Origin of the sequence: Rufibacter latericius, assembly GCF_003721515.1 — a bacterium.
Classification (GTDB): domain Bacteria; phylum Bacteroidota; class Bacteroidia; order Cytophagales; family Hymenobacteraceae; genus Nibribacter; species Nibribacter latericius.
In genome coordinates this window covers 177,820-204,661 of the sequence record NZ_RJJD01000004.1, presented here as the reverse complement: position 1 = coordinate 204,661, position 26,842 = coordinate 177,820, and the positions used below count along the sequence as shown (strand labels likewise).

The window sequence follows — 26,842 nt, the reverse complement described above, 5'->3', positions numbered from 1 at the left end:
CTTCCGTGACTTGCTGCGCAGGTAACCTTAGTCACGGAAGTAACTTCTGCGCCATAGCCTGAACCGAAGAGCCCCTGCTACCAAAAACAATTGGCGGCAGGGGCTCTTTGGTTTAGGCCCGCTTTCGGGAAAACAAGCCAAAATCGAAGTTGGCTACTTTGCTTCTTTCAAAGCGAGGGTTCCTTCCACGGTTTTCTTGCTCTTCCTGGTTGCTGCATCGGGTTGGCTGCCGCCCACGCTTACGGTCACGGTACCGGGCAGGTGCTTAGTGGTCCCATCTTCCGCAATGACGGTAAGGTCCTGCGGACGAAGCGTAAAGGAAACCACTTTGCTTTCGCCTTTTTTAAGCGAAATACGCTCAAAACCCTTCAAAGCCCTGATGGGTGTTTTGTAGCCGTTCACCTGTCGGTTGAGGTAAAGCTGCACCACTTCATCACCGTCCATTTTACCGGAGTTGGTTACGCGCACGCTCACCTGTACCGGGCTGTTCACCTTGCTGTCTTTCGGTAAATCAAGTTTGTCATAGGTAAACGTGGTGTAGCTCAGGCCGTACCCGAATCCATACAATGGCTGCCCTTTAAAGTAGCGGTACGTGCGATTCTCCATGGTGTAGTCGCCGAAAGCCGGCAGGTCCGAATCTCCTTTGTAAAAGGTCACCGGCAAGCGGCCCGCCGGGTTGTAGTCCCCGAACAGCACATCGGCGATGGCCGTACCCGCCGACTGACCCGCGTACCAGGCGTTCACGATGGCCGGAATGTTCTGGGCTTCCCACGGAATAGCGATGGCGCTGCCTGTCATCATCACGAACACCACGGGTTTACCGGTCGCTTTCAGTTCCTTCATCAGGTCGGTCTGTACTTTGGGCAACAGGATGGAAGTTCTATCGCCGCCGTTGAAGCCGGGTTCGTTTACCTTCATTTCCTCGCCTTCCAACTGCGGCGAGATTCCACCCACGAAAATGATGGCATCGGCGTCTTTTACGCGGTTGGCTAAGGCTTTAAAATCTGATTTAGCGAAGTTACCGGCGCGCAGCTGCACCGATGCTTTGCCGCCGTCCTGGTTGTATTCCAGCACCAGGCGGTAGGTCTTGCCTTGTTGGGTGGCCAGTTTGTAAGCTTTGGCGCCCCAGCGGTTACGGGTCCAGGCGTTGAGTTGCTCTTTGCCGTCAATAAGCAAACGGTAGCCATCATCGCCCTCTACCTCAAAGGTGATGGAACCGGTGGTCTTTGCGGTAAAATCGGTGGTATAACGGGCCGAGAAGTTATAGGCTTTCATGTTCCCTACCACCGTCTCGCCTTCCTGCCAGAAGTTGTTGATCTCCGCCTCTTGGCGCGTGGCTACGGGCTGGCCTTTCAGTTCGGGGTTGTTGAAGTACTCGGCTTTCACGCCGGGTTTGCCTTCAAAACTCAGCTGAGATTTGATTTCGGTGTAGACCAGCAAGGTGTCTTTGGTAAAGGTAGAGGCGCGTTCATAGACTACCTGCGTACCGGTGCCTACTTTGTTTTTGATGCCTTGCAGGGCAGTCACAATCTCTGACGGGATTCCATTGTAGTTCCCCAGAACTGCAATCGAGTTATCGGCGTTCGGGCCAACTACGGCAATCTTCTTAAGGCTCTTTTTCAGGGGCAGCGTGTTCTTGTCGTTTTTGAGGAGGACCATGGACTGTTGCGCCATCTTGAGCGAGTGGGCTTTGTGCGGAGCACTTTCGATGACATCGGGCGAAGTCTGCGCGTATTTCACCATGGCCACGGGATCGAACATGCCCAACCGGAACCGGATGGTGAACAAACGCTTCACCGATACATCAATCATGCGCTCGGTGATCTTGCCGTCTTTCACGGCCTGCACCAGGGCTTTGTAGGCATCGGTGCCGCAGTCAATGTCGGTGCCGTGCATCACGGCATCGGCCGAAGCAGAGGCCGCATCGGGGTGGGTTTTGTGGTTCTTGAAGAAATCATCGATGGCCCAGCAGTCGGAGGTTACGTAGCCGGTAAACTGCCATTGGTTGCGCAGGATGTCGTTCATGAGCACGTCTGAGCCGCAGCACGGCTGACCTCTGAACGCGTTGTAGGCGCACATGACGCCGGCTACTTTGGCGTTCACCACCAGTTCCTGGAAAGCGGGCAGGTAGGTATCCCAAAGGTCATAGTTGGTGGCGGTGGCGTTGAACACGTGGCGCTCGGGCTCGGGTCCGCTGTGCACGGCGTAGTGCTTGGCGCAAGCGGCTGCTTTCAGGTATTTGGGGTCATCGCCCTGCAAACCGTGCACGAATGCCCGGCCCAGCATAGCCGTCAAAAACGGGTCTTCGCCGTAGGTTTCCTGACCGCGGCCCCAGCGAGGGTCCCGGAAGATGTTGATGTTGGGCGTCCAGTAGGTCAAGCCCACGTACCGCTGCCCCGATTTCCCGTCCTTGATGGCTTTGTTGTAGATGGCCCGACCTTCCAGCGCAGAGAAATCGGCCATGCGGCCCAGCGAGGTCGTGTCAAAGGTAGCGGCCATCCCGATGGCCTGCGGATAGACGGTTACTTTGTACGGGGTTCGGGCCACGCCGTGCAGCACCTCGTTCCACCAGTCATAGGAAGGAATGCCCAACCGGTCAATGGCGGGCGCGGCGTTCAGCATCTGGGCTACTTTTTCCTCCAGGGTGAGGCGAGATACCAGATCATCCACCCGGGCTTCAATGGACAGGGAAGGATTTTGGAACGGGTAAGCGTATTTATCTTCTTTGCCGACGGTAAATGCCATCACAATGCCAACGATGGCACTAACAAAGAGAAAGAGGGAGAGCTTTTTCATTAAAAATCGGGAAATGGTGGTTGAGCCTACTAAGTTGGAGATAATTTCCTAGAAATCTGAGCGTCTGAAGCCAGTTTCTGCTAAAGTTTCTTCCCCGCAACCGCAAATTGTCTCCTGAGCCCATGAATACCTGAATCCGGTTTTTAGGCCAATTTATGGAAAACAGCTCCAAAACAGGTTGCCTCCAAACACCTAAATAAAACCCATTTTGGGAGGCTAAAAGAATCTTTAGAGCTAGCCAATAGCCATCTGCCGCGACCTATTCAGGAGTGGTTTTAAGCTTGTTTTCGGAAAAAGAAGCTTAAAACTGAGTGCATTTCCTCTCAGAGAGCAGATATCACGGGGAGAAGTTTTGATAGGACAAAACAATTGGTATCTTTAACTGAACCCCACTGTTATCTCCTCGCTCGCAGGCAAATAACATACTCAGATTTCTGCGCTTACCATTTTATGCTTCGGGCTTCTAACCGAGATCACGCATGAAAAGAAGCAAGTTTTTAGGCATCCTTCTGGCCTCGGCTCCCCTTCTCTCTTTTAATGCCTTTTCGCAAAACCGCCCCAGAAAAGACAAGGGGTTCAAGGTGTCTGCCGGCGAAGGAAGATACCACGGGCATCTGAAACTGAAAGGTGTCAATGCCAATGTGCTGGATGTGAAAGTCTCCGGGAAAGACACTAACGGCGATCTGGCCATCTTTGAACAGACCAGTTTGTCGCCGGGCCGGGGAACGCCTTTGCACGTGCATCCGCATCAGGACGAGATCTTTCAGGTACTGGCCGGCGAATATCGGTTTCAGGTTGGCCCTGACCAGCACAAGTTGACCACCGGTGACAGTATTTTCCTGCCCAGAAAAGTGCCCCACGCCTGGACCCAGGTAAGCCCTTCGGGCAAAATGACGGTGATGGTGCAACCCGCCGGCAGGCTGGAGGAGTTCTTCGTGGCGCTGGCTTCTTTCCCCGGCGATCCTACCAAAGAACAGATGACCCAACTTTTTGCTGCCCACGAGATGGAGATTGTGGGTCCGCCTTTGGTGATAAAGTGAAACAGACTCCGCAGTTGGGACTCCAGGTTCCGGAAGGTTCTTTCCAGAGGCCGGGAGAATCCTATTTCCAGATTTCAGCTTCCTATCCCTCCTACCTAACCCTTAAAGCCATGCCAAGACGTATTTATTCCCTTTTACTATTGGTGCAGTTGCTGTTTGTCTCCCCACTCAGGGGGCAGACCAGCAAGTTACCCGCGCTCATTGACCGTGAGATTTTCTTCGGAGACCCCGAAATCATCAATGCCCAACTCTCGCCGGACGGCTCCTACATCGCCTTCATCAAACCCTACAAGGGCACCCGCAACATCTGGGTGAAAAAGCGTGAAGAGCCGTTTACCGCCGGCAAGCCCCTCACCGCCGACACTACCCGCCCTATTGGTTCCTATACCTGGTCGCGTGATGGACAAACCCTGCTTTATGTGCAGGATAAAGGTGGTAATGAGAATTTCAACCTCTATGCCGTGCAGCCCAGCCAGGTACAGCCCGAGGGCCAGGGAGTTCCCCCGTCGCGCAACCTCACTGACATGCCCCAAGTTCGAACCATGATCTACCATCTTTCACGGTCAGAGCCCAACATGGTGTACATAGGCTTAAACAACCGCGACAAAGCCTGGCATGATTTGTACCGCCTGAACCTGGCTACCGGAGAGAAGACCCTGCTCAGGGAAAACACTGATCGCATCACCGGCTGGACCTTTGACTGGAACGATAAACTGCGCCTGGCGACCCGGTCGGTTCCCGACGGAAGTACCGAGATCCTGCGGGTTGAAGACAAAGAACTGAGGCCCATCTACAGCATCAACGTTTTTGAGACCGGTTTCCCGGTGGGTTTCCACGAAGACAACCGGCGCTTTTACCTTAGAACCGACAAAGGCAACCGCAACTTCCAGCAACTGGTACTGTTTGATCCCTCTACCCTGCAGGAAGAACTGGTAGAATCTGACCCTAAAAACAAGGTAGACCTGGAGGATGTCCGGTTGTCAGAAGTTACCCATGCCCCTATTTTTGTCACCTACCACGATGACCGGATGCGCCGGTACTGGAAAGACAAAACGTATGAAAAGGACTTCCAGACAGTAGAGCAGCGGTTCCAAGACCGGATGATCTTTTTAGGGTCTGCCACCAAAAACGAGCAGTACTGGATGGTGCACGTCCTGAGCGATGTCAACCCCGAGGAAGTGTACCTCTTTGACCGCAAAACCCGCCAATTGACCTTCCAGTACCGCCCCCGTCCCAAACTGCCCATGAAGGACCTGGCTTCTATGCAGGTCATCCGGTACAAATCTTCCGATGGTCTGGAAATTCCTGCTTACCTCACCCTTCCTAAGAACGCCGGCCAAACCAACCTGCCCCTGATTGTGGTACCGCACGGTGGCCCCTGGAGCCGCGACCGTTGGGGTTACAACAGCTACCACCAGTTTCTGGCTAACCGTGGGTATGCCGTTTTATCGCCCAACTTTCGGGGCTCCACCGGGTATGGCAAAGAGTTTTTAAACGCCGGAAACAAAGAATGGGGCCAAAAGATGCAGGACGATATCACCTGGGGCGTGAAACACCTCATTGCGCAGGGAATCGTTGACCCTAAACGGGTAGGCATTATGGGTGTTTCGTACGGCGGGTACGCCACCCTGGCCGGACTGGCCTTCACGCCCGATGTGTACGCTGCCGGGGTATCTATTGTGGGTCCTTCCAACTTGAACACACTGCTGGCCACCATTCCACCTTACTGGGAATCTATCCGGAAGATGTTCTTCCAGCGCATGGGCGACACCAGCACCCCCGAAGGACAGGCCCAGTTAACCCGCCAATCACCGCTGTTTTCCGCAGACAAAATCAAGGCTCCATTGCTGGTGGTGCAGGGTGCCAATGACCCGCGGGTAAACAAAGCTGAGTCTGACCAGATTGTAGTGGCTCTCCGGACCCGGGGTTTCCCGGTAGAATACCTGGTGGCTCCAGACGAAGGACACGGTTTCGCCCGTCCTGTTAATAACATGGCCATGTTGGCAGCCGCCGAGAAATTCCTGGCCAAGCACCTGGGCGGCCGCTACCAGGAATCTATGTCACCGGCAGTAGCCACCCGCCTCAAAGAGATCACCGTTGACGTGAAAAGCGTAGCCGTTGCACCTCCAAAAGGGGAGTAACCTAAACGGCTCAACACTTTTATTCCCTTACAAATCGGCTCCGGCTCCGCTTTGGAGGTTCTTTCCCACCATATTGGAGAAGAGCTTGCCTGGCCAAACCGGAGCCGATTTGTATAATCCGCCGGCTTGGTTCCACCTGCAACGTTAACAATGGAATTGGGAAAGTTAGCTGGTTTAGGGGTACTTCAGGAAAAAGAGGCTCAAAATGGCTCTACCTGGGAATATGGGACATTCACCTACCTTCACTATTGTTTTTGGGCACGCCTTTATAGCCTTGAACTTAATTGTATATTCGCTAGCTGACTTCCGGTTATTTGTGGATTTCAGTTGTAACCAGGATCCTTTAGGATAGAGCTATAAGGCTGATAACCGGAGTTCCTCCATCTATACTGTAGTTGTAGCCAATTTAAATAAAACATAATATGTATGCTGCGTTTGCAAGATTACTTAGTTCATTTAGTATCACAAGATTTGAATTGCTTTTGCATACACAAGGTACCAGTGCTGATTTTTGTACTTGGGCTCTTAAATTGAAAGATGTAATACCTACGTATCCAACAATTGGAGAAAATATGAATGGTATTATTGAAAGAGGTATAAACGAAGATGATTTCTTAGTAACTGAAATTAGGCTAAATGCTATCTCAAGCTGCATTATTAATTACACCTCATCAACAGAATACTTTTTAGTTGATTTAATCAAGTGGAAACTAAGAGACAAACGACTCCTTAGGAGAGCTATGGATTTGAAGGATATTGCCATTAAGAAATTTGATATAATTGAATTTGAAGATATTGAAAAACTAAGAGAAAAATATATCAATCACTTAGCAGGGGAGTTTTCCTTTGGAACTTTGTGGTCAAAGAAATTAGGAAATACTCATAAGCTATTCGATTTAAGTTTTGATAAACATTCTAATGTAATCAAATCTATAGATTCAGTATGGGAACAAAGAAATAAACTTGCACATTTAAATAGAATTAATCATTTACCCATGTCTTTTACAGATTTAAATGGAGATAATTTAGAGATAAAAGACCTTAAGGATAATGACGATTATCTTAAATTTTGCATCGAACTTATTAAAACGATAAATGCAAGTTTAGATATGCTGGATAAGTTTCAGCAAAGAATAATGGAAAAATGGCTAAATTTTTAAATAAAAACTAGCTACAACAACGTGTAAACGCCAGCATCGGCCGACGGCCTCCGCCGCCGTTTACACTAACCGTTGGCAGTAAGTAAAAAATGAAAATAGTATTAAGCTTTTTCATCCTTGCCATAACTTTTAGCACAGCTTTAGGCCAGCAGAAAATGCTGACGAAGGCAAGTGTGTTCAAATTATTCAAGGCAAGCATAGAACAAGAATCTAAGAAGTCCATAATGATCGGACATAATGCCTGGCTAAGCTGTAACAAAGACAGCGCGTATTTTAACAATGACACAATTCGTCTCTATGAAAACAGGCTTTACGAAACCGCGAACGTTTGCTGTGATAGAGTAGGCTGGACTTTTTGGAAGAAAGATTCATTTATTCTCCAAGAGAGCCAAATCTGCAAAGAACCACCGACTGGAATTGTTACAGATGGAAAGGACTATTACTCGATTAAGATTGAGGAAAGAGAAGGAGGACTTTACCTCTCGACGTTCAACACATACGATGGGAATAAACTAATTGAAACTTTCCTCATAAAAAGTTTAGATGAAGAAAAGCATGGAAAAGAGCTAGGGAAAGTCCTAACGCTAGTGCGGATAAAATAAAAGAATACCTACTGCCAACATTGTGTAAACACCATACTTCGGCCGACGGCCTAGCACGCTGTTTACACGAGACCGTTAGCCCTAATTTTAATGAAACTAACCGATATAAATCATTATTTAGAAGAACACTCTAAACAATTAAAATTAGCAAGGATAGCTGAAGAAAACTGCAAACGGATTTTAGAAGAACAAACTAAGGATAGCCAAAGCGAGTGGAATTAACATGGATTACCTAACTTAGTTTTTCGACTTATTGAACAAGTTTTAGTATACAACCACATTCTAAGGCCGACGCCACACATAAGAACAAGAATAGGAATTTACATCAAAGACCCCGATAAGATTCATTTTATGGACTTGGAGCAAGTAGGTTATTACCAACTCGACTCTATCGAAGACGGAGAAATAATTGATGATTGGCTGGTCTATGAAAAGTAAAAAGGAAGCTGGTATTACTTGAAGAAAAAACTAGTGCTAACAAAGCTTAAACGTCAGCCTTCTGCTGACGGCCTCGGCCGTCGTTTATACAAGGCCGTTGTGGGTAATTTGAAATAGAATGAGCAATAGAATAAAACTTATTTTCCTCTCTGCAATTGGTCTTCTCTTTAACTCTTGCCTTGAAGCTACTTCCACCGACAATAAACTTAAAACACAGGGATCAGCGGAGGAGCTTAGTTCCTCGAAAACTTACGTGGGGAACACCGAGAAAACCATTGATTCACTGGCGGCTGAACTTCAAAGAAGAGACATCAAATTCAAAAGTTTGGAAGAAGCCTCAACAGGCGAATCAGTTGAAATTGAATCTGAGAAAGAAAGTGATTCTTACGCGTATAGGTATAGAGTAGAAATTTACCTTAGTGAAATCTACAAATCCGTTTATCTGACAAAAATAGAGTACTACGGAGAGGGTGGCCAACGGATAAAATCTACTTACAACATAGATCTGGAAAAGGAATTGCACCTTTCGGGAGAGCAGACTAGCGATTTGCGGTTTGTAAGGTGGGTTTCGCCTTTTGAATTTGAGATGACAGTAGATACCAGGTTATTTACTGTCCGAATTGTAAATTCTGAGAAAGTAGAAACAAAAGAAAAACTGCCCACAACAACACCTAAAAAGCATTGAAACGCTTTTTAGCCCAGACGTTAGGGGAAATAATAAATTAAATTTATGGAAAACTGGATGGCTTAGAATCTATAACTAAAACCAATACATGAAAGCCAGTTTATACATACTCCTCTTTTTTCTGGTGCTCTCATGCAAGGATGGGAAGCAGAATCTAAAAGAAGCGCAAAATGTACCTTCCGAGTCAAAAAGTTTTGACTACAGCCTGGTGGGGAAAGAAACTTTGAGATTAGCAGAGAAAATAGCCAAAGTAAATGAGGTGATGTCTTCGGCAGTGTATGAAGCTGGCGTAAAACCAGAGCAATATAAAACTTTCGAAGCTTTAACCGCAAAGGCTAGTACTCCCGAGCTGAAGGCACTTTTAGGGTATCCGAACAATGCTGTAAAATGCTATTCCTTCTGGGCATTAACTTTAAGAAGAGACAAGGATTGCTTTGATATCCTTAAGGAGTATCTACAGGATACCTCTAGAGTGGATACTCAGTTTGGATGTATTGGTAGTTCAACAACCATCGGCGACTTTTATTTAGACTTACTAACCCCAAACTATGTGGGGTTGGATTCCTACAAGTTGGATAAGGCTCAACAAAAGCAAATAGATAGTCTCCTAATCTTTGACAAAACAATTCAACTTAGTGCTAAAACAAGCCTGCTTAATAAAATAAAGCCTAATGAACATTACTATTCAAGAGTAAAGCAGATTTTGCAGGAAGAAGGTAACGAAGCAGCTTTGATAGCATTGGCTAAATACAGAAAACCTGAGGACAAGACCTTTATACTAAGTTTCTTGAATGACCCAGAAAAGGAATACTATGGAATAAAAGCTGTCAAATTTTTCCCTGCCCCTGAGTTCTTGGAGCCCCTAGCGCAAATACAGGCAAGGGAGATAATGAAAGACACAGGTTTTGATTATAGTCTTTATAGGGAAATGTATCAGGCTATGGTACAGTTTAAAAATAAGGAATCGGCTGAACTGTTAGAAAAACCTTTCACGAAAGCCACCCAAGATGCACGACCTTATCACTTAGAGTATATTTGGCTGGCTATAGAAAAATACCCTAACACGTTATACAGTAGGATACAATCAAAAATTCAACTCACAGAATATGAAAAAGAAGACTTGAATTATTGGTTGAAGGAAGTAGAATAAATTACTTCTCCTAACAAGACCTAAAAAGCATTAAAACACTTTTTAGCCAAGCCGTTTGCCACTATTTAATGCACCTAATTCACAACATGAAAAACCTTGTTGCCCTGATCGCTTTGGTTCTTACCTCCATCGTAGCAAGAGCCCAAGTTGCTATCATCAAGGACAAAGACGGATATACAAATGTCAGGAAACAGCCCAACGCCCAGGCTGAAATAATCTATAAAGTCAGCAGCAACCAGGCCTTCTGGTACAATACAGAAGCAGAGGGAGAATGGATGACCGTCTATATCCCCAAGAATGACTTCTCCTTCAGTTCCACACAGCCCGACTACATAGAAGGCTTCATACACAAATCCAGAATACAGCCATTGGAAAAGCTTCAACCCTACAAAGGGACAGACTTTTCTTTTGAATACAAAACGAAGCCTTTCACGCAACAAGGAAGGATCATTGATCTGCGGGAAAGTAAGTGGGTGGTAGCCATAGACGGCAGACCAGCCTGGGGAACGGACGGTAACTTCCCCAAGACACAAGTCACAGGAGTGCATGTAATATTAGAGGGGGAAAGGATACAAATAAGCAAAGCCTTCTACGGTGACATCTATGAATGCACGAACACCTTCAGCGTCTATAAAAACGGGAACGCCTACTTTGTCTACCAATGGAACAGCGACGGGGCAGGCGGATACCAGATTGTATGGGTTTTCACAAAAGAAGGCCTTAAACAGCGGCTTGTAGGCTCCATGATATAAGGGAAAACCACCTCGGCCGACGGTCTCACTACGCCACTTTAATTAAATTGAAATCACATAGTTTATCATCCAAAATCCCTCACTCCAATAATCAACCTTATATGAGGCATACATTTTTACTGATTCTCTTACTTTCTCTGGTTTCGGGCGGGTTAGCCGCACAAACCAAGTCCATCAACGAGGAAAGGTTTATTTCCCTTGGCGGAATAGAGCAATGGGTAACCATCAGCGGAGAAGACAAGTCTAAGCCCGTTATCCTGTTTCTGCATGGAGGGCCAGGTAGCACTATGAGTCAGTACGATGACGCCATCTACGGATCCTGGAAAAAAGACTTTGTCCTGGTGTACTGGGACCAGCGCGGCGCCGGCAGGACCTTCGGCCGCAATGCCCCCGAGACCGTGACCGAGGATTACTGGATGGAGAACCCGCTGACTTTGGAGCGAATGACCGCCGACGGGATTGAGCTTGCTGAGTATCTGGGCAAGCACCTTGGAACGCGGAGAATAGCCATCATCGGAACTTCCTGGGGATCGGTGCTGGGCGCGAAGATGGCCCTCGCGCGCCCAGACCTTTTCTCTGCCTATATAGGCCACTCCCAGGTGGTAAACTTCCAAGAGGGATTTGCGAGCGCTTACAAAAAGGTGTCTAAAATGGCCCAAGACGCCAATGACCAAGAATCATTAGATAAGCTGAAGGCATTGGGACCTCCGCCCTATGAGGATGCCCGAAAAGATGGCCAGTTGATGCGCGTCATCAAAAAGTACGAAAGGCAGAACTCCACACCAGCCCCTGCCTCCTGGTGGAAGGTGGCCAGCGCATACGACAACGAGAAAGACGCCAAACACCGGGCCGACGGCGATGATTACTCTTTCCTCCATTTCGCCGGCCACAAGGGAATGGGAATCAAATCAATGATGCTCGGGGTGAACTTCCAGAAAGACGGATTGCTCTATAAAATCCCGGTGTACCTCATCCAGGGCGAGGAAGATATTCTAACTTCTAAAGAGCTTACCAAGTCGTATTATGATAAAGTGAAGGCTCCGAAGAAGGAGTTCGTACTTGTGCCGGGTGCCGCTCACGGACACAACCAAGCGGTGATTGATGCGCAGTATAAGATCGCGAAAAAGGCTTTAAGCCTTTAGAAAAAAGGAGTTAAACAGAAGAAACGGGCTACTGCAACTAAAAGCTTTCAACGGCATTTCGCCTGGACATTGTGGGATAATAAGCCATCTGATCATCTCTTTTAAGGAAAAGGAAAACGCCACCCTTCTAATGATTAGGTAGGTGGCGTTTCCCCCCTGTTTTTCATTATTCGGCCTTTAAATGCTGCTTCAGAAATGCTTTACTCATAGCTGCATAGGTAATACTCGCCGGAGGCGTGATGATGAACCAGAGCAGGAAATCAGCCATAATACCCTGGATATCTTTTATGAAGCCGTAGTACGCCGCAAACCCCGCGGCTATGCCCGCGATGGCCCCAACAAACAGAGCTACCATACTTTGCCAGGCCCACTTATTACCATTGGTAAAGTACTTTTTCAGCCGGAAAGCGTTTATGCCCCCAATTGCCAAATACATGAAGAGAATATCGAAAGGAATGTACAAGGTATAATACCCCAACCAAAAAGCTGCTGGAATAAAGACCAGGAAATATCCTAAATCAGTAAAATTGCCCCGGTCAAATTTAAGCTGTAAGGCTATGTTCTGCAGCAGGTTCAAGATAAAAGCGAAGGTCAGGAGAGAGAAGGTGTGGGAAGCCACTTGCGTCGGGGTTAAATCAACGCCGTGCGGCCCGGTAATGGTGTGCGAAATAGCCGTGTGCAACAAACCCATCCCCAGCACATTGGCTAGGACATGGTTGATTTGCCAGGTTTTCAGGAAGGCCTGGTTGCGGTTTACTTCTGTTTTGGCGGAAGCGAAAGCTAAGGTGGTTTCCATAGTCTATAAAAAATAAAAGGTTGAAGTCAGGCGAGGTCAGCAACTAGAACCGAAACATTCAGTTCTTATGGCTGGTATCTTCCAATTGGTGAGATACTAGACAGCCAGAATTTAACTTGCTGATTACCTGACAAAACTACGGAGGGCGAACGCCTGAACTCGTTGACTTAAGTTAAGATTTTGCGGGGCGTTAAGATTCTTTTCCTGATGCGGCTTAAACTTTCCGGACTGATGCCTAACATGCTGGCAATATACTTTTGCGGCACGCGCCGGAATAATTGCGGATTCTGCTCTAACAAGGTTAAATAGCGTTCTTCGGGTTTATCAGAGGTAAGTGAGGCCGCCCGGGCAGAAGCAGCCTGGGCAGATTTCTCGGCCATCAAGCGGCCCAATGATTCAAATAACGGACTCTCCTGGTAAAGTGACTCCAGGTTGGGTTTGGTGATGGTTAAAACCAGAGAATCTTCCAGGGCCTGCGAGTTACTGATGGTGGGCAGTCGGTTGTAAAAGCTGTCATAATCGGTGAAGAACATGTTCTCCAGCGAGATGCCGCATGTTTTCTCTTCGCCGTCTTTACAGAAGAAGTGACGAATGGCGCCCTGGCTCAGAAACCCGATCACGGGGCAGATTTCTCCGGCCCTCCATAAAAAAGCTTTCTTACGGAGCTGTACCGGTTTAAAGTAAACATCTATCAAGGCCAGATCCTGAGCGGGCATGTTAATGGTCTGCCGACAAAACTGTTTCAAACCCTCGGTCATAGCTGGAAGTGGTTAAAATGGAATAAGCAGTAAGGCCATAGCAGTAACAAACGCGAACAGGGCTCCTTATCAGTAAGTTATAAAGAATACCTGCTTTATACAAGCCCTTTCCTGCCTCCCGAAAAAAGCAACGCAGCTGATCCAAAATAAACCGATACCTGCCATAGTGGAAACTCGTTTTTGGGCTGTCTTTTAGAAAACGGGGCTGAAACAGCAGAAGCCAAAGAGTAGACGCCTTTGCCTGTTTCCTTCTTAGGCCTTTGTCCCGGCAAAGGCAATTCGCCCCTGTTTAGGTACACGTCAAGCAAAAAGTCCTTTTTGCCTTTCCCCCCTTCGTGTGCCTTCCGCTTTAAGGCTGTTTTTCATTTTTGACTTCTAAAACATCGGGTTATGCAATTGAAAGCACTTTTCACAAATTGGACGAAAGTAGCAGGTTTGCTGCTCATGGCCGGCGCACTGGCCTGGACCATAAAACTGGGAGTCATCATCTCCACCGATGGCCGGATTATAGACACCGGGGCAGCCGCCTTTTTAATGAAGGCCGGTATCCTCTTGCTGGCGGTAGGTTCCACCGGCATAGGCCACCGCTTGAGCCTTCACCGGCCCGTTTGGGTCAGAGTCATCGCCATCATTCTTTCGCCGGTGATTGTTTTCGGCCTGTTTCTGCTGTTTGCTAAGATCATCAGTCCGTTCATCGTGACCCCATTATTAGAAAATACCAGCGCCTGGTATGCCCAGCAAGAGGCTCCTATTGGCTTAGCCGTGTTCTTTTACCTGATCCTGGGGTTCCTCCTGTACCGAAGCTACAGATCCGTCGCCCGTTAGCCCTTATCCATTTTTACATACCATATTCTATCCTTTAGGCTAAAACCGCTCCTACTCCTATGTTCCGTAAAATCCTGAAATGGACAGCCCTCGTTTTACTGGTCCTGGTCTGTGGGGTGGCAGTTGCTACCATGTCTCGCCAGCACCTGACCTATGAAGCCCCTTACCCTGATGTGCAAGCCTCCGCTGATCTGGCCGTCATTGAGCGGGGCAAGCACATAGTCATGGTAGAAAAAGGCTGCGTGCAGTGCCATAGCCCGGTACAGAACATAGATTCTTTGCTGAAGAAGGGCGAAGAGCCGTCTTTGGCCGGGAACAAGAAAGTGGAGACACCCTTCGGGACCATTTTCACCACCAATCTTACCCCAGACCCTACAACCGGTATAGGCAAAATGACCGATGCCGAGATCGCCCGCGTTTTGCGCTACGGGGTAAAACCAAACGGCGAGGCAGTACTCCCTTTCATGCAGGGCCAAAATATGACCGACGAAGAAATGGTTGCCGTCATCTCTTACCTCAGATCCATAAAACCGATCGAGAACAAAGTCCCTGACCACGAGTTCACGTTCCTGGGGAAATTCGCCAGAGCCTTTGTCCTGAAACCTGCTGCTCCTGAGCCTACCGGAAGCCTGGTCAAGAAATAAGAATTGTATAGGTTAAGTTTGTCCTTTAGGCCTGTCTATATAAGATTCTCTTTGCATAGACACATCTCTATCCCTCATTCTAATTTTAGACGTGAGCAAATTGGGTGTTGGTTGATTTTACAAGATATCTGTTGTTACTTACTAACAGCAAGCAGACGTTCTTCCTTTACACCCGCTACATGACCAAAGCAGAATTTGAGCGTAAGTTACAAGACTACAACCTGGACCAATATCTTCCCCAACTTTCCCCACATGTACGCAACACCATCAGGCTATACCTTACGCCTACCTCTGAGGAAGAGATAAAGCCGGGACAATCTAAGATAGGTGGCTTGCCTGATTTACCGCCCAACATGGAATGGGTTACGGAGACAGGCGTTGTCAAAACTAAAGAGAAGAAGCTCCTATTCTTTTCTAAAGAGACTGAAAGTCTTCAAACCAAGCCACTTTCATTTATTGCCCAAATAAACCTGACCGAGGTGGCGCCATTTGACACCGAGCACCTTTTGCCCCTTACCGGAATACTCTACTTCTTTTATTCGGCGGAACAGGAAGCATGGGGCTTTGACATTCAGGATAAAGACAAGTTTAAAGTTCTGTATTTTAACGGCGACCTCAACACCTTACGCAGAGCCCAAGCTCCTGATGGGCTAGGGCCTGATGCTCTGTATGGAGCCTGCATCCTTACACCTGTACAAGAGATTAGCTTACCTTCTTATGAACATGAGGCCTACCATATCTTCACTGAAGCGGAAAGTGATCTGTTTTTTGAGCATGTCTATGAAGACGGCAATATCAACAAATTACTAGGCTACTCAGATAATGTACAGGGGGAAATGGAACTGGAGTGCGAACTGGTCACCAATGGACTTTACTGCGGCGATGAATCGGGCTATGAGGATCCTAAAGCACAGGAACTAGCGCCCAACGCCGTACACTGGCAGCTACTTTTACAAATAGACAGTAACGAAGATGAGTGCGGCATGATGTGGGGTGATGTAGGCCGACTTTATTTCTGGATTAGAAAGCAAGACCTGCTGGCAAAAGCCTTTGAAAATAGCTGGCTCATTCTACAATGCTGCTGATCACTACTCCAGGATACAAGCGGGGCTTTGGTATTCCAAGTGTCTATCCAAAGACCTGACCTTAGATTTTGAGAAAGGCTTGAGCCACTCAAATCTGGTTTAATTAAGGAACTTCTATAAACGGTTCCCAAAAGTCCAGAAACTGTCTGGCCAAATAACCTGAAGCCATTAACCAGAAAGCTGACAACAAACTTTAAATCAGCTTTTTTTCAAGAAAGTAAAAGCAATGTACTCCTCCCTCTTCACCTACATCAGCCAGTACACCCAAACTACACTCACCCAGGAGGAGCAGGATTTGATTCAACGCGCCTTCCAGCCGAAGAAGCTCCGCAAGAAGCAGTACTTGTTACAGGAGGGGGATATTTGCCGGTACCTGGGGTTTGTGGTGCGCGGGGCCATGCGGCAGTACAGCATAGATGACAAAGGCACTGAGCACATGGTGCAGTTTGCCATTGAGAACTGGTGGGTGGGCGACCGGGAAAGTTTTCTCATGCTCACGCCGTCGGTGTACAACATTGATGCATGGGAAGACACCGAGGTCCTGCTTATTGAGAAAGCCGATCTCTTGCAACTCTACGAACAAGTACCCGCCATGACCCAGATGGCCCGCCAGATGGATGACCGCCATTCCATGGCTTCCCAACGCAGAATCAACGCTGCTATCAGCTTCTCCGCCGAGAAACGGTACGCCGAGTTCGTGGACTGCTATCCCGAGTTTCTGCAGCGCTTTCCGCAGCACCTCATTGCCTCGTACCTGGGCATCACCAAAGAAACCCTGAGCCGCATCCGGAAACAGCAGGCGCTGTAAGGCAGCACGCCCCTGTCCTAGGATTGTTGACATTTGTCAACGGTTTATTTTATCCTACATCATCGTTGAGAGGAGGGTGTTTGCTGCACCTTTGTATTGTTCCGAAGGGGGAAATGAAAAGCCCTTCTAAAACTCTAAAAACGATACCGCCATGAAAAAGCAAGTGAGTTTCTCTACCAGAGGCCAACGCGCCGATATCGGGGATTTAACCATCTACCGCATTCTGCCTAACCGTTACGCTCAGGCCGTGGGTCCGTTCGTGTTCCTGGACCACATTGCCCCAAAGGTCCACGATGAAGATGCCCCTCGCATGAAAACCGGCACCGGCGCCCACCCGCACAGAGGCATTGCCACGCTTACCTATTTGCTGCAGGGCGAAGACGAGCACTTTGACAGCGCCGGACACCACGCCAAGGTCACCTCGGGCGGAATCCAGTGGATGAAAGCAGGAAACGGCATCATCCATGACGAGAACCTGAACCCCGATCCGCAGGAAGATAGCCGCACCACGCACAGCCTGCAGTTCTGGGTGAACCTTCCGTCCAGAAACAAAGTCGAAGCCCCGGAATATTTGGCCATCCAGGCCGAAGACGTGCCGCAGAAAGCGCTGGACCAGAACCGAGGCTGGATCAAAGTGATTGCCGGAAAGTACGGTGAAATGGTTTCCCAAATCCCGAGCTATTCAGAGCAGTTCATCTACCACCTGCACCTGGAAGCTGGCCAAACGTTTTCCTTGGACACCACACCCGCACAGGAGTACGCCGCCTTCTTACTGGAAAGTAACTCAGTGCTCAATGACACGCCTTACCACGCCGGTGAGTTCCTGGAATTTGACCGCCAGGAAGGCATCATTGAACTGACCAACCCTTCCGCCGAAGCCATTGACGTTATCCTTTTCGGGGGCGAACACTACCAGGAACCCATTGTGGCCGAAGGTCCGTTCGTGATGAACAGCAAAGCCGAGATCGCCGAAGCCTACCGTGATTTCTTCAACGGCAAGTACGGCCAGATTGTGTATCCTGATTAAGCGAAAGACACAGGCCTTTCCCCGGCATTATTCCATAATCACCTAACCTTTTTGTGCTCCTGGAAGGACCTTTTGGGTAAATGGCAATACAGTTGATTAACACGGATTCTTTTCTTGAAGGGAGAATCTGTCCAGGGAAACGCTTATGCTGAGAATTGCTTTTTAACCATTTTCAGGAAAACAGCTTCAAAAACCCTTCATTCAACTATTAAAACCGTCAACCAATAAAACCAGAAACCATGGCAAGCATAGGAATTATAGGAGCAGGTAAAATAGGGTTAGCCTTCGCGCAGCACGCTGCCAGAGCCGGGTATGACACAATCATCAGCAACAGTCGCGGGCCAGAGACCTTACAGGCAGCGGTGGAGGAGATTGGCCACGGCATCAAAGCCGGCACAGTCCAAGAAGCTGCTGCGGCTGACATCGTGTTTTTATCAGTGACCTGGCCGCAGATAGAAAAAGCCGTTTCAACAGTTCCTACCTGGGAGGGCAAACTGGTGATAGACGCTACCAATCCGGTATTGCCGGGCTTTGTTCCCGCTCCTTTAAACGGACAGCCCTCCAGCCAGGTGGTAGCCAATTTAGTACCCGGGGCCAGGGTGGTGAAAGCCTTCAATACCATTCTGCATTCTTTACTTGCCGCTAGCCCCCAGGAAGCAGACGGGAACCGGGTGGTTTTCTATTCCGGAGATGATCAAGGCGCTAAGGGAACTGTGCTGGAGCTCATTACCCGGCTTGGTTTTGCCGGGGTTGACTTGGGTACTCTTGCTGAAGCTGCCAAACTGCAGCAGTTTCCTGGCGGTTCGTTACCTGGGCTAAACCTGATTCAGTTAAAGTAATAACAAACAGCCTTTAGATTAGAAGAATTAAGACTGGTCCCCAAGTTTACAGTTTTACCAATTCAAGCCTCCATCCGCTTTCGGCCTGTTTTTCCCAAACCAGGCCGAAAGCGGATGGAGGCTTTTTAACCTTTAGAAGCTTTGCTCATCCCTTCAAACCATCGATTGGGCAAATCATAGAGAAGGGAATTTTAAGTTTTAGGCAAGAGTTTCGAACATCCGTTTTAGGCCTGCTTTCTGGAAGTCTGTTAAGAATCGACTAAAGTCTGTTAAAATAAGCGGAAAAGAAGTGGGTGGAACTGCATACCTTCACCTGTTCCTTTTTACTTCATTCCTCTACCCGAAACAGAATTGAATCACGGTATGCATTTCTTCAAGAGACATCTTCTGGTAAGTATCTTATGCCTTCTGCAACTAGTGGCGCAAGCCCAGGACCGCACCCCGGGAAAGCGGGAACGGCTGCTGATGGACTTCAACTGGCGCTTCTCGTTTGGGCATCCTTCTGACGCCAAAAAAGACTTCAACCACGGCACCAGCTACTTTTCTTACCTGGCCAAAGCGGGCTACGGAGACGGCCCCGCTGATGCCAAATTCGATGACCGTGCCTGGCGGAAACTAGACCTGCCGCATGACTGGGCTGTGGAACAGGATTTCAGTCCGCAGGCCAGCTTCAGCCACGGGTTCAAGGCCATTGGGCGCAACTTCCCAGATAAAAGCGTGGGCTGGTACCGGAAATCCTTCACCGTTCCTGCCACCGATTTGGGCCGCAGAATCGCCATAGAATTTGACGGCGTTTTCCGGAACGCGCAGGTTTGGGTAAACGGCCATTACCTGGGTCAGGAGCCCAGCGGGTACAACGGCATCCGCTACGACCTCTCTGATATCCTCAACTATGGCGGCAACAACGTAGTGGCCGTTCGGGTAGACGCCACCATGGAAGAAGGTTGGTACTACGAGGGAGCCGGTATTTACCGGCACGTGTGGCTTTCCAAAACAGAGCCCTTGCACGTAGCCCCCAACGGTACTTTCGTGACGAGCCAGGTAAACAACGCCAATGCCAATGTGACCACAAAGACCTCTATCATAAACGAAGGCAAGGCGGCCAAATCTTTCGCGCTGGTGCAGACCATTGTAGACGCGGGGGGCAAAACCATTACTACCAAACGGCAGGAGAACCTAAAACTGGCCCCTTCCCAAACCCAGGAGATTCCGATAGAACTGCCGGTGACCAACGCTAAGCTTTGGAATTTGGAGAACCCGTACCTGTATAAACTGGTGACCACCGTGGTAGAAGGAAACCAGGAAGTAGATCGCTACGAAACCAACTTCGGGATCAGGACTATCCGGTTCGATGCCAAGGAAGGCTTCTTCCTGAACGGCAAACACGTGAAACTGAAAGGCACCAACAACCACCAGGACCACGCCGGCGTGGGCACCGCCCTCCCCGATGAACTGCAATACTGGCGCATCAAACAACTGAAAGCCATGGGCTCTAATGCCTACCGCTGCTCGCACCACCCTCCTACCCCAGAATTGCTGGAAGCCTGCGACCGCCTGGGCATGTTGGTAATAGACGAGAACCGCCTGATGGGTACCAACTTCCAGATGCAGTATGACCTTAAGAACCTGATCCTGCGGGATCGCAACCACCCCAGCATCATCAGTTGGTCCATCGGGAACGAGGAATGGGCCATTGAAAACAGCATCATTGGCGCGCGCATTGCCACCACCATGCAACAGTATGTGAAGAGCCTCGATTCTACCCGGGCTGTCTCGGCGGGCATCAGCGGGGGCTTTGGCAGCGGCATCTCTGATGTGCTGGAGGTAATGGGCTACAATTACCTGGGCAACGGCAACATTGAGGCGCACTACCAACGCTTCCCGAACCAGCCCGGCATGGGCACCGAGGAGGGCTCCACCTTCGCTACCCGGGGCGTGTACGTCACCGATCAGGAGAAGCATTACCAGGCCGCCTATGACCGGAAACCTCGCCCCAGCTTTTACTCTATAGAAGAAGGCTGGACCTTTTACGCCAACCGCCCGTGGCTCGCCGGCATGTTCATCTGGACGGGTTTCGACTACCGTGGTGAACCCACGCCGCACGGCTGGCCGTCGGTGACTTCCTATTTTGGGATGATGGACAACTGTGGTTTCCCGAAGGACAACGTGTATTACCTCCGGTCGTGGTGGTCAGACCAACCCACCTTACACCTGCTGCCCCACTGGAACTGGCAGGGTCAGGAAGGCAAAGAGATGGACGTGTGGGCGTACAGCAACTGTGAGGAGGTGGAGCTGTTCCTAAACAAAAAAAGCCTGGGTCGCAAACAAATGAAGGTCAACTCGCACCTGGAGTGGAAAGTACCGTACGCTCCCGGTACCCTAGAAGCCATTGGCTACAAGAACGGCAAAAAAGTACTCACCGAAAATGTAAAAACCACGGGGGCACCGGCCTCGGTGAAACTCACTCCGCACAAAACCTCCCTTTTCGCCAACGGTGAAGACCTGGCCGTGATTACCGTCTCAGTAGAAGACAAAAACCGATTAGCCGTACCTACCGCCGGAAACGAGATTACCTTTACGCTCACTGGCCCCGGCAAGATCATAGGTGTGGGCAACGGAGACCCTACCTCGCTGGAGAAAGACAAGTTCATAGAAGAGATACAGGCTATCAGCATCACCAACCTGAAAGAAATGCCAGTGGCTAACCTAGAGAATGGGAAGCAAGCTGTTTCTGGTCCTGCAGATGCCACCTGGAAAGACGCTTTCGCTTCCAGGGACTACAAAAACCTAAGCCCGGCCTATCTGCACCGAGGCACCTTCGAACTTCCCGCTGATTTTGCGGGCTCAGAGGTCACCTTCTTTTACAAGAGCATCGGTAGGGAGCAAACCATTTATGTGAACGGCAAAGAACTGGCAAAAGACCTGAAAGAAAGCCCCGAGGGGAATGTCTTCAAGTTACATCCATCCTTACTCAAAGCGGGTGCTAACACGGTAGATATCGTGGCCACACCCATCCCTAAGAAGAACGATTGGGATAACGTGAACACCAATCCGGGCACCATCCAGGTGTTCACGCCGGCGGCTCCCTGGAAACGGAAGCTGTTCAACGGCCTGGCCCAGATCATCATCCAAACCACCAAGGAAGCCGGGGAGATCACCCTGAAAGCCTCTGGCAGCGGCGTAAAACCAGCCGTATTGAAAGTAAAGACCACGTCCACCACTTCCCGGCCATCGGTAGAGTAGTCTCTACTTCCGGGCTCCATCCTTTCGAAAAAACGAGACTCTAGGAGCACTTCGTTTTCAGATACCAGTTTTGGTTGGAGGAAAGAGGAGGATAAAATTCAAAAAAATAAAAGACAAACTCACCTATCTATAGGTACCTTAGATGCCTATCATCTAAGGTACTTCCTATTCCAATAGTTATTCAAAATTTAATCCCCGTATGAAGTATTTTCCCATTCTTTTTCTTGCCTCTTGTTTTCTAACCCTTAGTTCCTGTGAAGACCCAATGACGGAGACTGAACCGCCCGTACAAGGCTCCAGAGTTTCCTTGGAGAAGCTTTCAGACTCTTGCTCTTACACCTTGTATGACAAATTACATACCCATGTAAGGGTCTTAGGGCCAGAAAGAAGATTTGCTCAGGTTAATTTAGACAGCGTCACAGACAAGGGACATCCTGACTCTATTTTTTATTCCAATTCTTTTGAATTCAGAAGCAGTGACAATTCTCTTATCACTATCAGGTTTTCAAAAAAATACCCCAAAAAAGAATTGACCAAAGTAGCGTGGTTTAATGCACCTGAAAATGAAAAGGAGTTGTATGCCGTCGGCGAACACAGGTACGCGGTGGATTACAACAGATTCAACACACAAAACGGAATAGCTATAGACATCCAAAACAGCACAGACGGTTTCTTACAATCCTATCTTCCCGGAAACAGACGCTACCCCACCACTCTGGGACTTGACTATCAGAATAATTCCAAATTTGAAATCACCCGGTTTTCAAAGTTACGCAATGGCAACTATCTATTAGAGGCACGTTTTTCCGCCAATTTATTAAGCAACGTCCCTACCAGATATGACTGGAATGCCATAGCATCTCAGAGAAGAGTGGAGAACGGGTATCTTCGTATGCAGTTACGTGTAAATCAATAGAATTCTTTTCCTAAGGAGAACGCCCTTATAGTTCATAATCGGGCAACTTGCCTCATCTCACGCCAGCCTTTGTTTGTGCCAGACCTTAGGTGCACTATCATGAAATATATTTTCTTATCATTATTAGTTTCTTTTTACGGTTTTCTTGCTAACAAAAAACCAATGAATATCTTCAGGTGCACAAAAGCTATTAATTCAATATCCTTAAATGAAAAAACTTTTACTTTCCATTTCGATTGCCCTTTCGCTTTTAGGTTGTAAAAATGAAACTGATCCAGCACCCGAAACCGAAAAACTGTGTCGAATCGTATCTATAGATCCAACTTACGCCTTTCAGTACAATGCTCAGAATCAACTAACCACCATCACAGTTAAAACTTCCAATACCTCTTCCTATCAAATTGATCTAAAGTATGATGCGAAAGGCCGTCTGGTGAGGGAAACCGCTAGAGAAGAACTCTGGGAAAATAGTTACAATGCCCAAGATCAACTGATACAGCAAACCCTGTATTCTACCGTCAGTCCCGGGGTAGACCCAATCGTCTATCTACACAGCTACAATAGTGCTGGGCAACGTACCCAGACCATCTCTCATTTATCCAAGGAACCTAATAAGAGACTGTCTTTATCCACGTATTCTTATACCAATGGAGTTCTTTCTTCTATTGTAAAAAACACGTACGCGTATGGTGGTTTTGATGGTTCTGTACCAGATTCGTGGCGAGAAACTAAAGACACTTATACCTACGTTTTTGACGGTAAAAAGAACCCCCTTCCATCTCTGCCTATAATGACCTTCGAAAATTATTTTGCAAATGGATATGATGAAAAACAGACCCCTATTTTGTTTTCAGGCAATGTAATCAGGTTCACCTTCAAAAGAGAAAGCCCGAATGGAGGTGGCTCTACTAATTATACGGCTACCTACAAGTACAATGAACAAGGCTATCCAATAGAATCCATGAAAACCCAAGATGGTTGGGTAAAAACCCAGGCCTTCTATTCCTACAATTGCGAATAGAAAATTCCTTTCCTTGGAAAGGGAAGGAATGGGTGTACTAAATCTGCACTAGAAACTGGCAAGTAGACCAATTTATCAGGCCTCTATTTTCAGCTTTTTTGAAAAAGGCTGAAAATAGAGGCCTGCGGCTATACAATGTTGTTGAAAACCATAGCTGTACATTTCCATTTTAAATCTATTTGCCGCCACCTGTTGTTTTTAGGTTAGTTTCCTAAAAGAAAGCGGGAAACCCTTATCTCCTGCTTTAAGCCCAAAGCGCCTCATCAGGAGTACTGGTGAGGCGCTTTGGGCTTTCTTTTGAGAAATCGGCTTGAAAACAAGATCAGCCGTTGTCCACAAAACCGGGATACAGGGTCATGCCGCCGTCTACGTAGATGGTGGTGCCGGTGATGTAGTCGCTCTCGGGGGAGGCAAGCCACACAGCTACTTTGGCAATGTCCTCGGGCACCCCGATGCGCTTGTAGGGAATCAGCTTCATGAGTTCTTTTTTCTTTTCCTCGTCTTGCCACACATCGGCGTTGATATCGGTGGCGATGGCGCCTGGCGAAATACCGTTCACGCGTATCTTTTTTGGGGCTACTTCCAGCGCCAGTGATTTCATGAGCATGAGAATGCCGCCTTTGGACGAGGCGTAGTTCACGTGCCCGGCCCAGGGAATGATGTCGTGCACCGAGCTCATGAAGATGATGTTGCCTTTGGCTTTGTCCTCGGGGGAAGGCGTGGGTTTCTTGTCGAAGATTTTGATGGCTTCGCGAGCGCAGAGAAAATAGCCGGTGAGGTTGGTGGTCATCACCTTGTTCCATTCCTCCAGCGTCATCTCAGCGAAGGCATTGTCTTTCTGGATACCGGCATTGCTCACGAGCACATCTACGGTACCGAAAGCGTCAATGGCTTCCTGGAACATGCGGGTGACGTCTTCTTCTTTGCCTACATCGGCTTTGCAGACAATACCTTTGCCGCCGCCTTGTTCTACCTGTTTCAGGGTCTCGCGGGCCTCTTCTTCATCGCTGTGGTAATTGATGATGACGTTGGCGCCCTGCTGCCCGAAAGCGATGGCAATTCCCTGCCCGATGCCCGAACTGGCCCCGGTGACTAATACGGTTTGTGTGGTCTGTGTTGACATGGTCATGGTGTTTATAGTGGAGGAACGTTCTCTTAGGTTCTATGTTTATTTAGCTGCCGATCAAGGTTGTAGGCGGCACTGATGAGGCCCAGGTGCGTGAAGGCCTGCGGGAAATTGCCCAGATGCTCGCCCTGGAAACCTAATTGCTCGGCATACAAGCCCAGGTGGTTGGCGTACCCCAGCATCTTCTCGAAGTAGAACCGGGCTTTCTCTACCTGCCCCGATCTGGACAGGCATTCTACGTACCAGAACGAGCACATAGAGAAGGTACCCTCGTGGCTCATAAAGCCGTCTGGCGCCGCTACATCCTGCCGGTAGCGGTAGACCAGTGAGTCAGAGACCAGTTCTTCTTCAATGCGTTTGAGGGTGGAAAGCCAGCGGGGGTCTTTGGGGCTGATAAACCTAACCAGCGGCATCAGCAGCGTGGAGGCATCTACGGTCTGAGAACCGGGAAACTGCATGAAGGCCTGTTTTTCTTCGTCCCAGAAATCGGTGAAGATGCTGTTGAAGATCTTGTCGCGCTCGGTGCGCCACTCTTGCTTTAAAGGAAAAGATCGGCTGGTGCCTATCCTGATGGCGCGGTCAAAGGCCACCCAGCAGAGCAGGCGCGAGTACAGGAAATCTTTCCGGCCGCCTCTAACTTCCCAGATGCCTTCGTCGGGTTGGTTCCAGTTGCGGGTAAGCCAGTCCAGGTGTTTTTCAAGGCTTTTCCAGAAATCGTACGAAATCGGGTCACCGTACTTGTCTGAGAGGTACACTGAGTCCAGCAGCTCGCCGTAGATGTCCAGCTGTAACTGGCCGTAGGCATCGTTGCCTATGCGCACGGGCGAAGATTTCAGGTAGCCTTCCAGATGCGGCAATTCCTTTTCCTCCAGCTGCCGGTGCCCATCCAGGGAGTACATGATACCCAGGCGGTCTTCGGCTTTCATGTCCTGGCACACGGCTTCTACCCAATGCATGAAGTTGCCCGCTTCTTTGGTGTAGCCCAACCGAATCAAGGCGTACATAGAGAAAGAGGCGTCTCTGATCCAGGTGAAACGGTAGTCGAAGTTTCGGGCTCCGCCGATGCTCTCGGGCAGGCTGAAGGTGGGCGAGGCCACAATGGAGCCGTGCTTGTGCGAGGTCAGCAGTTTCAAGACCAGCGCTGACCGGTTCACCATGTCCAGCCAGCGGCCGGTGTAGGTAGACTGGGCAATCCAGTTCTTCCAGTAGTTGACCGTCTCAAACAAACTCTGCGTAACGAAGGCTTCCAGGTCTCTGCCTTTGGCGTGTTCCTGGTCTACGTGTTCCAGAATGAAATCGGCGGTTTGGCCCTGGCCTAAGGTGAATTCGGTGAGCACATCAGTACCAATCACCTGCAAGGGCACGGAGCTCAACAGGCGTAACACCGTGGCGTTTTCGTCTTTACTGGCAAACAGCACCTCCTGGTCAGAGACCTGCTCTACGGTATGCTCGCTTCGGCCATAGTTGAACCGGGGCATGCATTTTATCTGGTACTTCACCTCTCCCCTGATGGTGGTAACCCGCCGCACCAGTTCCTTGCCGCTGAACAGTTCTTCTACGGGCATGAAATCAGTGATCTCGCCCACCCCTTCCGGCGACAGAAAGCGGGTCAGGAGCACGTTGGTATCGGGAAGGTAAAGTTGCTTGGTTTTCCTTTCTTTGAACAGCGGCTCAATCTGGAAACAGCCGCCTTTCTCGTCATCCAGCAACGCGGCGAAAACACTGGGCGAATCAAAGTTTGGGAAACACATGAAATCAATGGACCCATTCAGGCACACCAGCGCCACGGTGTTCAAGTCTCCAATGATTCCGTAATTTTCTATGGGCTGATAACTCATTCAGGCAAGG

General features: G+C 48.8%; 23 protein-coding genes. 18 read left to right on the top strand and 5 right to left on the bottom strand.

Annotation, left to right across the window (positions count from 1 at the left end; translation table 11 throughout):
• Nucleotides 1–153 precede the first annotated feature (153 nt).
• On the bottom strand, nucleotides 154–2,796 hold the full coding sequence (locus EFB08_RS08815; protein ID WP_123126579.1) for a glycoside hydrolase family 3 C-terminal domain-containing protein: 2,643 nt from the start codon (nucleotides 2,794–2,796) through the stop codon (nucleotides 154–156).
• Nucleotides 2,797–3,275: 479 nt separating this feature from the next.
• Here EFB08_RS08815 and EFB08_RS08810 point away from each other — a divergent pair, with 479 nt between their 5' ends.
• The 9 genes from EFB08_RS08810 (at nucleotide 3,276) to EFB08_RS08775 (ending at nucleotide 11,906) form a co-directional block, all read left to right on the top strand.
• A complete protein-coding gene (locus tag EFB08_RS08810; RefSeq protein ID WP_123126578.1) occupies nucleotides 3,276–3,836 on the top strand; it encodes a cupin domain-containing protein in 561 nt (186 codons plus the stop codon).
• Between the two features lie 110 nt (nucleotides 3,837–3,946).
• Entirely contained in the window at nucleotides 3,947–5,977 is a 2,031-nt protein-coding gene (locus EFB08_RS08805; RefSeq protein WP_123126739.1) for a S9 family peptidase, read from the top strand.
• A 422-nt stretch (nucleotides 5,978–6,399) separates the two neighbouring features.
• A complete protein-coding gene (locus EFB08_RS08800; protein ID WP_123126577.1) occupies nucleotides 6,400–7,137 on the top strand; it encodes a hypothetical protein in 738 nt (245 codons plus the stop codon).
• Nucleotides 7,138–7,226: 89 nt separating this feature from the next.
• Nucleotides 7,227–7,739 (top strand): hypothetical protein, encoded by a 513-nt coding sequence (locus tag EFB08_RS08795; RefSeq protein WP_123126576.1) that lies wholly within the window; start codon nucleotides 7,227–7,229, stop codon nucleotides 7,737–7,739.
• Nucleotides 7,740–7,829: 90 nt separating this feature from the next.
• Entirely contained in the window at nucleotides 7,830–7,961 is a 132-nt protein-coding gene (locus tag EFB08_RS23870) for a hypothetical protein (protein WP_262707473.1), read from the top strand.
• Nucleotides 7,962–8,295: 334 nt separating this feature from the next.
• Nucleotides 8,296–8,862: a hypothetical protein gene (locus tag EFB08_RS08790; RefSeq protein WP_123126575.1), complete on the top strand. Its 567-nt coding sequence runs from the start codon at nucleotides 8,296–8,298 to the stop codon at nucleotides 8,860–8,862.
• Between the two features lie 88 nt (nucleotides 8,863–8,950).
• Nucleotides 8,951–10,012, top strand: coding sequence for a hypothetical protein (locus tag EFB08_RS08785; protein ID WP_123126574.1), 1,062 nt, complete (start codon nucleotides 8,951–8,953; stop codon nucleotides 10,010–10,012).
• An 86-nt stretch (nucleotides 10,013–10,098) separates the two neighbouring features.
• Nucleotides 10,099–10,764, top strand: coding sequence for a hypothetical protein (locus EFB08_RS08780; RefSeq protein WP_125077687.1), 666 nt, complete (start codon nucleotides 10,099–10,101; stop codon nucleotides 10,762–10,764).
• A 101-nt stretch (nucleotides 10,765–10,865) separates the two neighbouring features.
• Complete coding sequence (locus tag EFB08_RS08775; protein ID WP_123126572.1) at nucleotides 10,866–11,906, top strand: alpha/beta hydrolase; 1,041 nt, start codon at nucleotides 10,866–10,868, stop codon at nucleotides 11,904–11,906.
• A 166-nt stretch (nucleotides 11,907–12,072) separates the two neighbouring features.
• Here EFB08_RS08775 and EFB08_RS08770 read toward each other — a convergent pair whose 3' ends face one another.
• The gene (locus EFB08_RS08770) at nucleotides 12,073–12,702 is read right to left on the bottom strand and encodes a hypothetical protein (protein WP_123126571.1); all 630 of its coding nucleotides are present in this window, start codon (nucleotides 12,700–12,702) and stop codon (nucleotides 12,073–12,075) included.
• A gap of 167 nt (nucleotides 12,703–12,869) precedes the next feature.
• Nucleotides 12,870–13,448: a Crp/Fnr family transcriptional regulator gene (locus EFB08_RS08765; protein ID WP_165864841.1), complete on the bottom strand. Its 579-nt coding sequence runs from the start codon at nucleotides 13,446–13,448 to the stop codon at nucleotides 12,870–12,872.
• Nucleotides 13,449–13,850: 402 nt separating this feature from the next.
• Between EFB08_RS08765 and EFB08_RS08760 the strand changes: the two genes are divergently transcribed.
• From EFB08_RS08760 to EFB08_RS08720, 9 genes are all read left to right on the top strand, one after another.
• Nucleotides 13,851–14,285, top strand: coding sequence for a hypothetical protein (locus EFB08_RS08760; RefSeq protein WP_123126569.1), 435 nt, complete (start codon nucleotides 13,851–13,853; stop codon nucleotides 14,283–14,285).
• A gap of 59 nt (nucleotides 14,286–14,344) precedes the next feature.
• Nucleotides 14,345–14,929, top strand: a complete 585-nt coding sequence (locus tag EFB08_RS08755) for a c-type cytochrome (protein ID WP_123126568.1) — start codon at nucleotides 14,345–14,347, stop codon at nucleotides 14,927–14,929.
• Nucleotides 14,930–15,060: 131 nt separating this feature from the next.
• Nucleotides 15,061–16,014 carry a YwqG family protein gene (locus EFB08_RS08750; RefSeq protein WP_125077686.1) on the top strand — a complete coding sequence of 318 codons (954 nt, stop codon included), beginning with the start codon at nucleotides 15,061–15,063 and terminating at the stop codon, nucleotides 16,012–16,014.
• A 226-nt stretch (nucleotides 16,015–16,240) separates the two neighbouring features.
• On the top strand, nucleotides 16,241–16,822 hold the full coding sequence (locus EFB08_RS08745; RefSeq protein WP_123126566.1) for a Crp/Fnr family transcriptional regulator: 582 nt from the start codon (nucleotides 16,241–16,243) through the stop codon (nucleotides 16,820–16,822).
• Between the two features lie 151 nt (nucleotides 16,823–16,973).
• Nucleotides 16,974–17,849 carry a pirin family protein gene (locus EFB08_RS08740; protein WP_123126565.1) on the top strand — a complete coding sequence of 292 codons (876 nt, stop codon included), beginning with the start codon at nucleotides 16,974–16,976 and terminating at the stop codon, nucleotides 17,847–17,849.
• Between the two features lie 239 nt (nucleotides 17,850–18,088).
• Nucleotides 18,089–18,688, top strand: coding sequence for an NADPH-dependent F420 reductase (locus EFB08_RS08735; protein ID WP_123126564.1), 600 nt, complete (start codon nucleotides 18,089–18,091; stop codon nucleotides 18,686–18,688).
• 363 nt (nucleotides 18,689–19,051) lie between these two features.
• On the top strand, nucleotides 19,052–21,931 hold the full coding sequence (galA, locus tag EFB08_RS08730; RefSeq protein ID WP_123126563.1) for a beta-galactosidase GalA: 2,880 nt from the start codon (nucleotides 19,052–19,054) through the stop codon (nucleotides 21,929–21,931).
• A 265-nt stretch (nucleotides 21,932–22,196) separates the two neighbouring features.
• Nucleotides 22,197–22,847 (top strand): hypothetical protein, encoded by a 651-nt coding sequence (locus EFB08_RS08725; RefSeq protein WP_125077685.1) that lies wholly within the window; start codon nucleotides 22,197–22,199, stop codon nucleotides 22,845–22,847.
• A 208-nt stretch (nucleotides 22,848–23,055) separates the two neighbouring features.
• Nucleotides 23,056–23,868 carry a hypothetical protein gene (locus EFB08_RS08720; RefSeq protein WP_123126561.1) on the top strand — a complete coding sequence of 271 codons (813 nt, stop codon included), beginning with the start codon at nucleotides 23,056–23,058 and terminating at the stop codon, nucleotides 23,866–23,868.
• A gap of 322 nt (nucleotides 23,869–24,190) precedes the next feature.
• On the opposite strand, the gene EFB08_RS08715 is transcribed toward EFB08_RS08720, so the two are convergent.
• Together EFB08_RS08715 and EFB08_RS08710 are read right to left on the bottom strand one after the other, a co-directional pair.
• Nucleotides 24,191–24,997: an SDR family oxidoreductase gene (locus tag EFB08_RS08715; RefSeq protein WP_123126560.1), complete on the bottom strand. Its 807-nt coding sequence runs from the start codon at nucleotides 24,995–24,997 to the stop codon at nucleotides 24,191–24,193.
• A gap of 26 nt (nucleotides 24,998–25,023) precedes the next feature.
• Entirely contained in the window at nucleotides 25,024–26,832 is a 1,809-nt protein-coding gene (locus EFB08_RS08710; protein ID WP_123126559.1) for a glycoside hydrolase family 15 protein, read from the bottom strand.
• Between the last annotated feature and the right edge of the window lie 10 nt (nucleotides 26,833–26,842).

Coding starts and splice junctions, on each gene's coding strand:
- EFB08_RS08815 (WP_123126579.1), bottom strand. CDS start 2,796: ATGAAAAAGCTCTCCCTCTTTCTCTTTGTTAGTGCCATCGTTGGCATT.
- EFB08_RS08810 (WP_123126578.1), top strand. CDS start 3,276: ATGAAAAGAAGCAAGTTTTTAGGCATCCTTCTGGCCTCGGCTCCCCTT.
- EFB08_RS08805 (WP_123126739.1), top strand. CDS start 3,947: ATGCCAAGACGTATTTATTCCCTTTTACTATTGGTGCAGTTGCTGTTT.
- EFB08_RS08800 (WP_123126577.1), top strand. CDS start 6,400: ATGTATGCTGCGTTTGCAAGATTACTTAGTTCATTTAGTATCACAAGA.
- EFB08_RS08795 (WP_123126576.1), top strand. CDS start 7,227: ATGAAAATAGTATTAAGCTTTTTCATCCTTGCCATAACTTTTAGCACA.
- EFB08_RS23870 (WP_262707473.1), top strand. CDS start 7,830: ATGAAACTAACCGATATAAATCATTATTTAGAAGAACACTCTAAACAA.
- EFB08_RS08790 (WP_123126575.1), top strand. CDS start 8,296: ATGAGCAATAGAATAAAACTTATTTTCCTCTCTGCAATTGGTCTTCTC.
- EFB08_RS08785 (WP_123126574.1), top strand. CDS start 8,951: ATGAAAGCCAGTTTATACATACTCCTCTTTTTTCTGGTGCTCTCATGC.
- EFB08_RS08780 (WP_125077687.1), top strand. CDS start 10,099: ATGAAAAACCTTGTTGCCCTGATCGCTTTGGTTCTTACCTCCATCGTA.
- EFB08_RS08775 (WP_123126572.1), top strand. CDS start 10,866: ATGAGGCATACATTTTTACTGATTCTCTTACTTTCTCTGGTTTCGGGC.
- EFB08_RS08770 (WP_123126571.1), bottom strand. CDS start 12,702: ATGGAAACCACCTTAGCTTTCGCTTCCGCCAAAACAGAAGTAAACCGC.
- EFB08_RS08760 (WP_123126569.1), top strand. CDS start 13,851: ATGCAATTGAAAGCACTTTTCACAAATTGGACGAAAGTAGCAGGTTTG.
- EFB08_RS08755 (WP_123126568.1), top strand. CDS start 14,345: ATGTTCCGTAAAATCCTGAAATGGACAGCCCTCGTTTTACTGGTCCTG.
- EFB08_RS08745 (WP_123126566.1), top strand. CDS start 16,241: ATGTACTCCTCCCTCTTCACCTACATCAGCCAGTACACCCAAACTACA.
- EFB08_RS08740 (WP_123126565.1), top strand. CDS start 16,974: ATGAAAAAGCAAGTGAGTTTCTCTACCAGAGGCCAACGCGCCGATATC.
- EFB08_RS08735 (WP_123126564.1), top strand. CDS start 18,089: ATGGCAAGCATAGGAATTATAGGAGCAGGTAAAATAGGGTTAGCCTTC.
- galA (WP_123126563.1), top strand. CDS start 19,052: ATGCATTTCTTCAAGAGACATCTTCTGGTAAGTATCTTATGCCTTCTG.
- EFB08_RS08725 (WP_125077685.1), top strand. CDS start 22,197: ATGACGGAGACTGAACCGCCCGTACAAGGCTCCAGAGTTTCCTTGGAG.
- EFB08_RS08720 (WP_123126561.1), top strand. CDS start 23,056: ATGAAAAAACTTTTACTTTCCATTTCGATTGCCCTTTCGCTTTTAGGT.
- EFB08_RS08715 (WP_123126560.1), bottom strand. CDS start 24,997: ATGACCATGTCAACACAGACCACACAAACCGTATTAGTCACCGGGGCC.
- EFB08_RS08710 (WP_123126559.1), bottom strand. CDS start 26,832: ATGAGTTATCAGCCCATAGAAAATTACGGAATCATTGGAGACTTGAAC.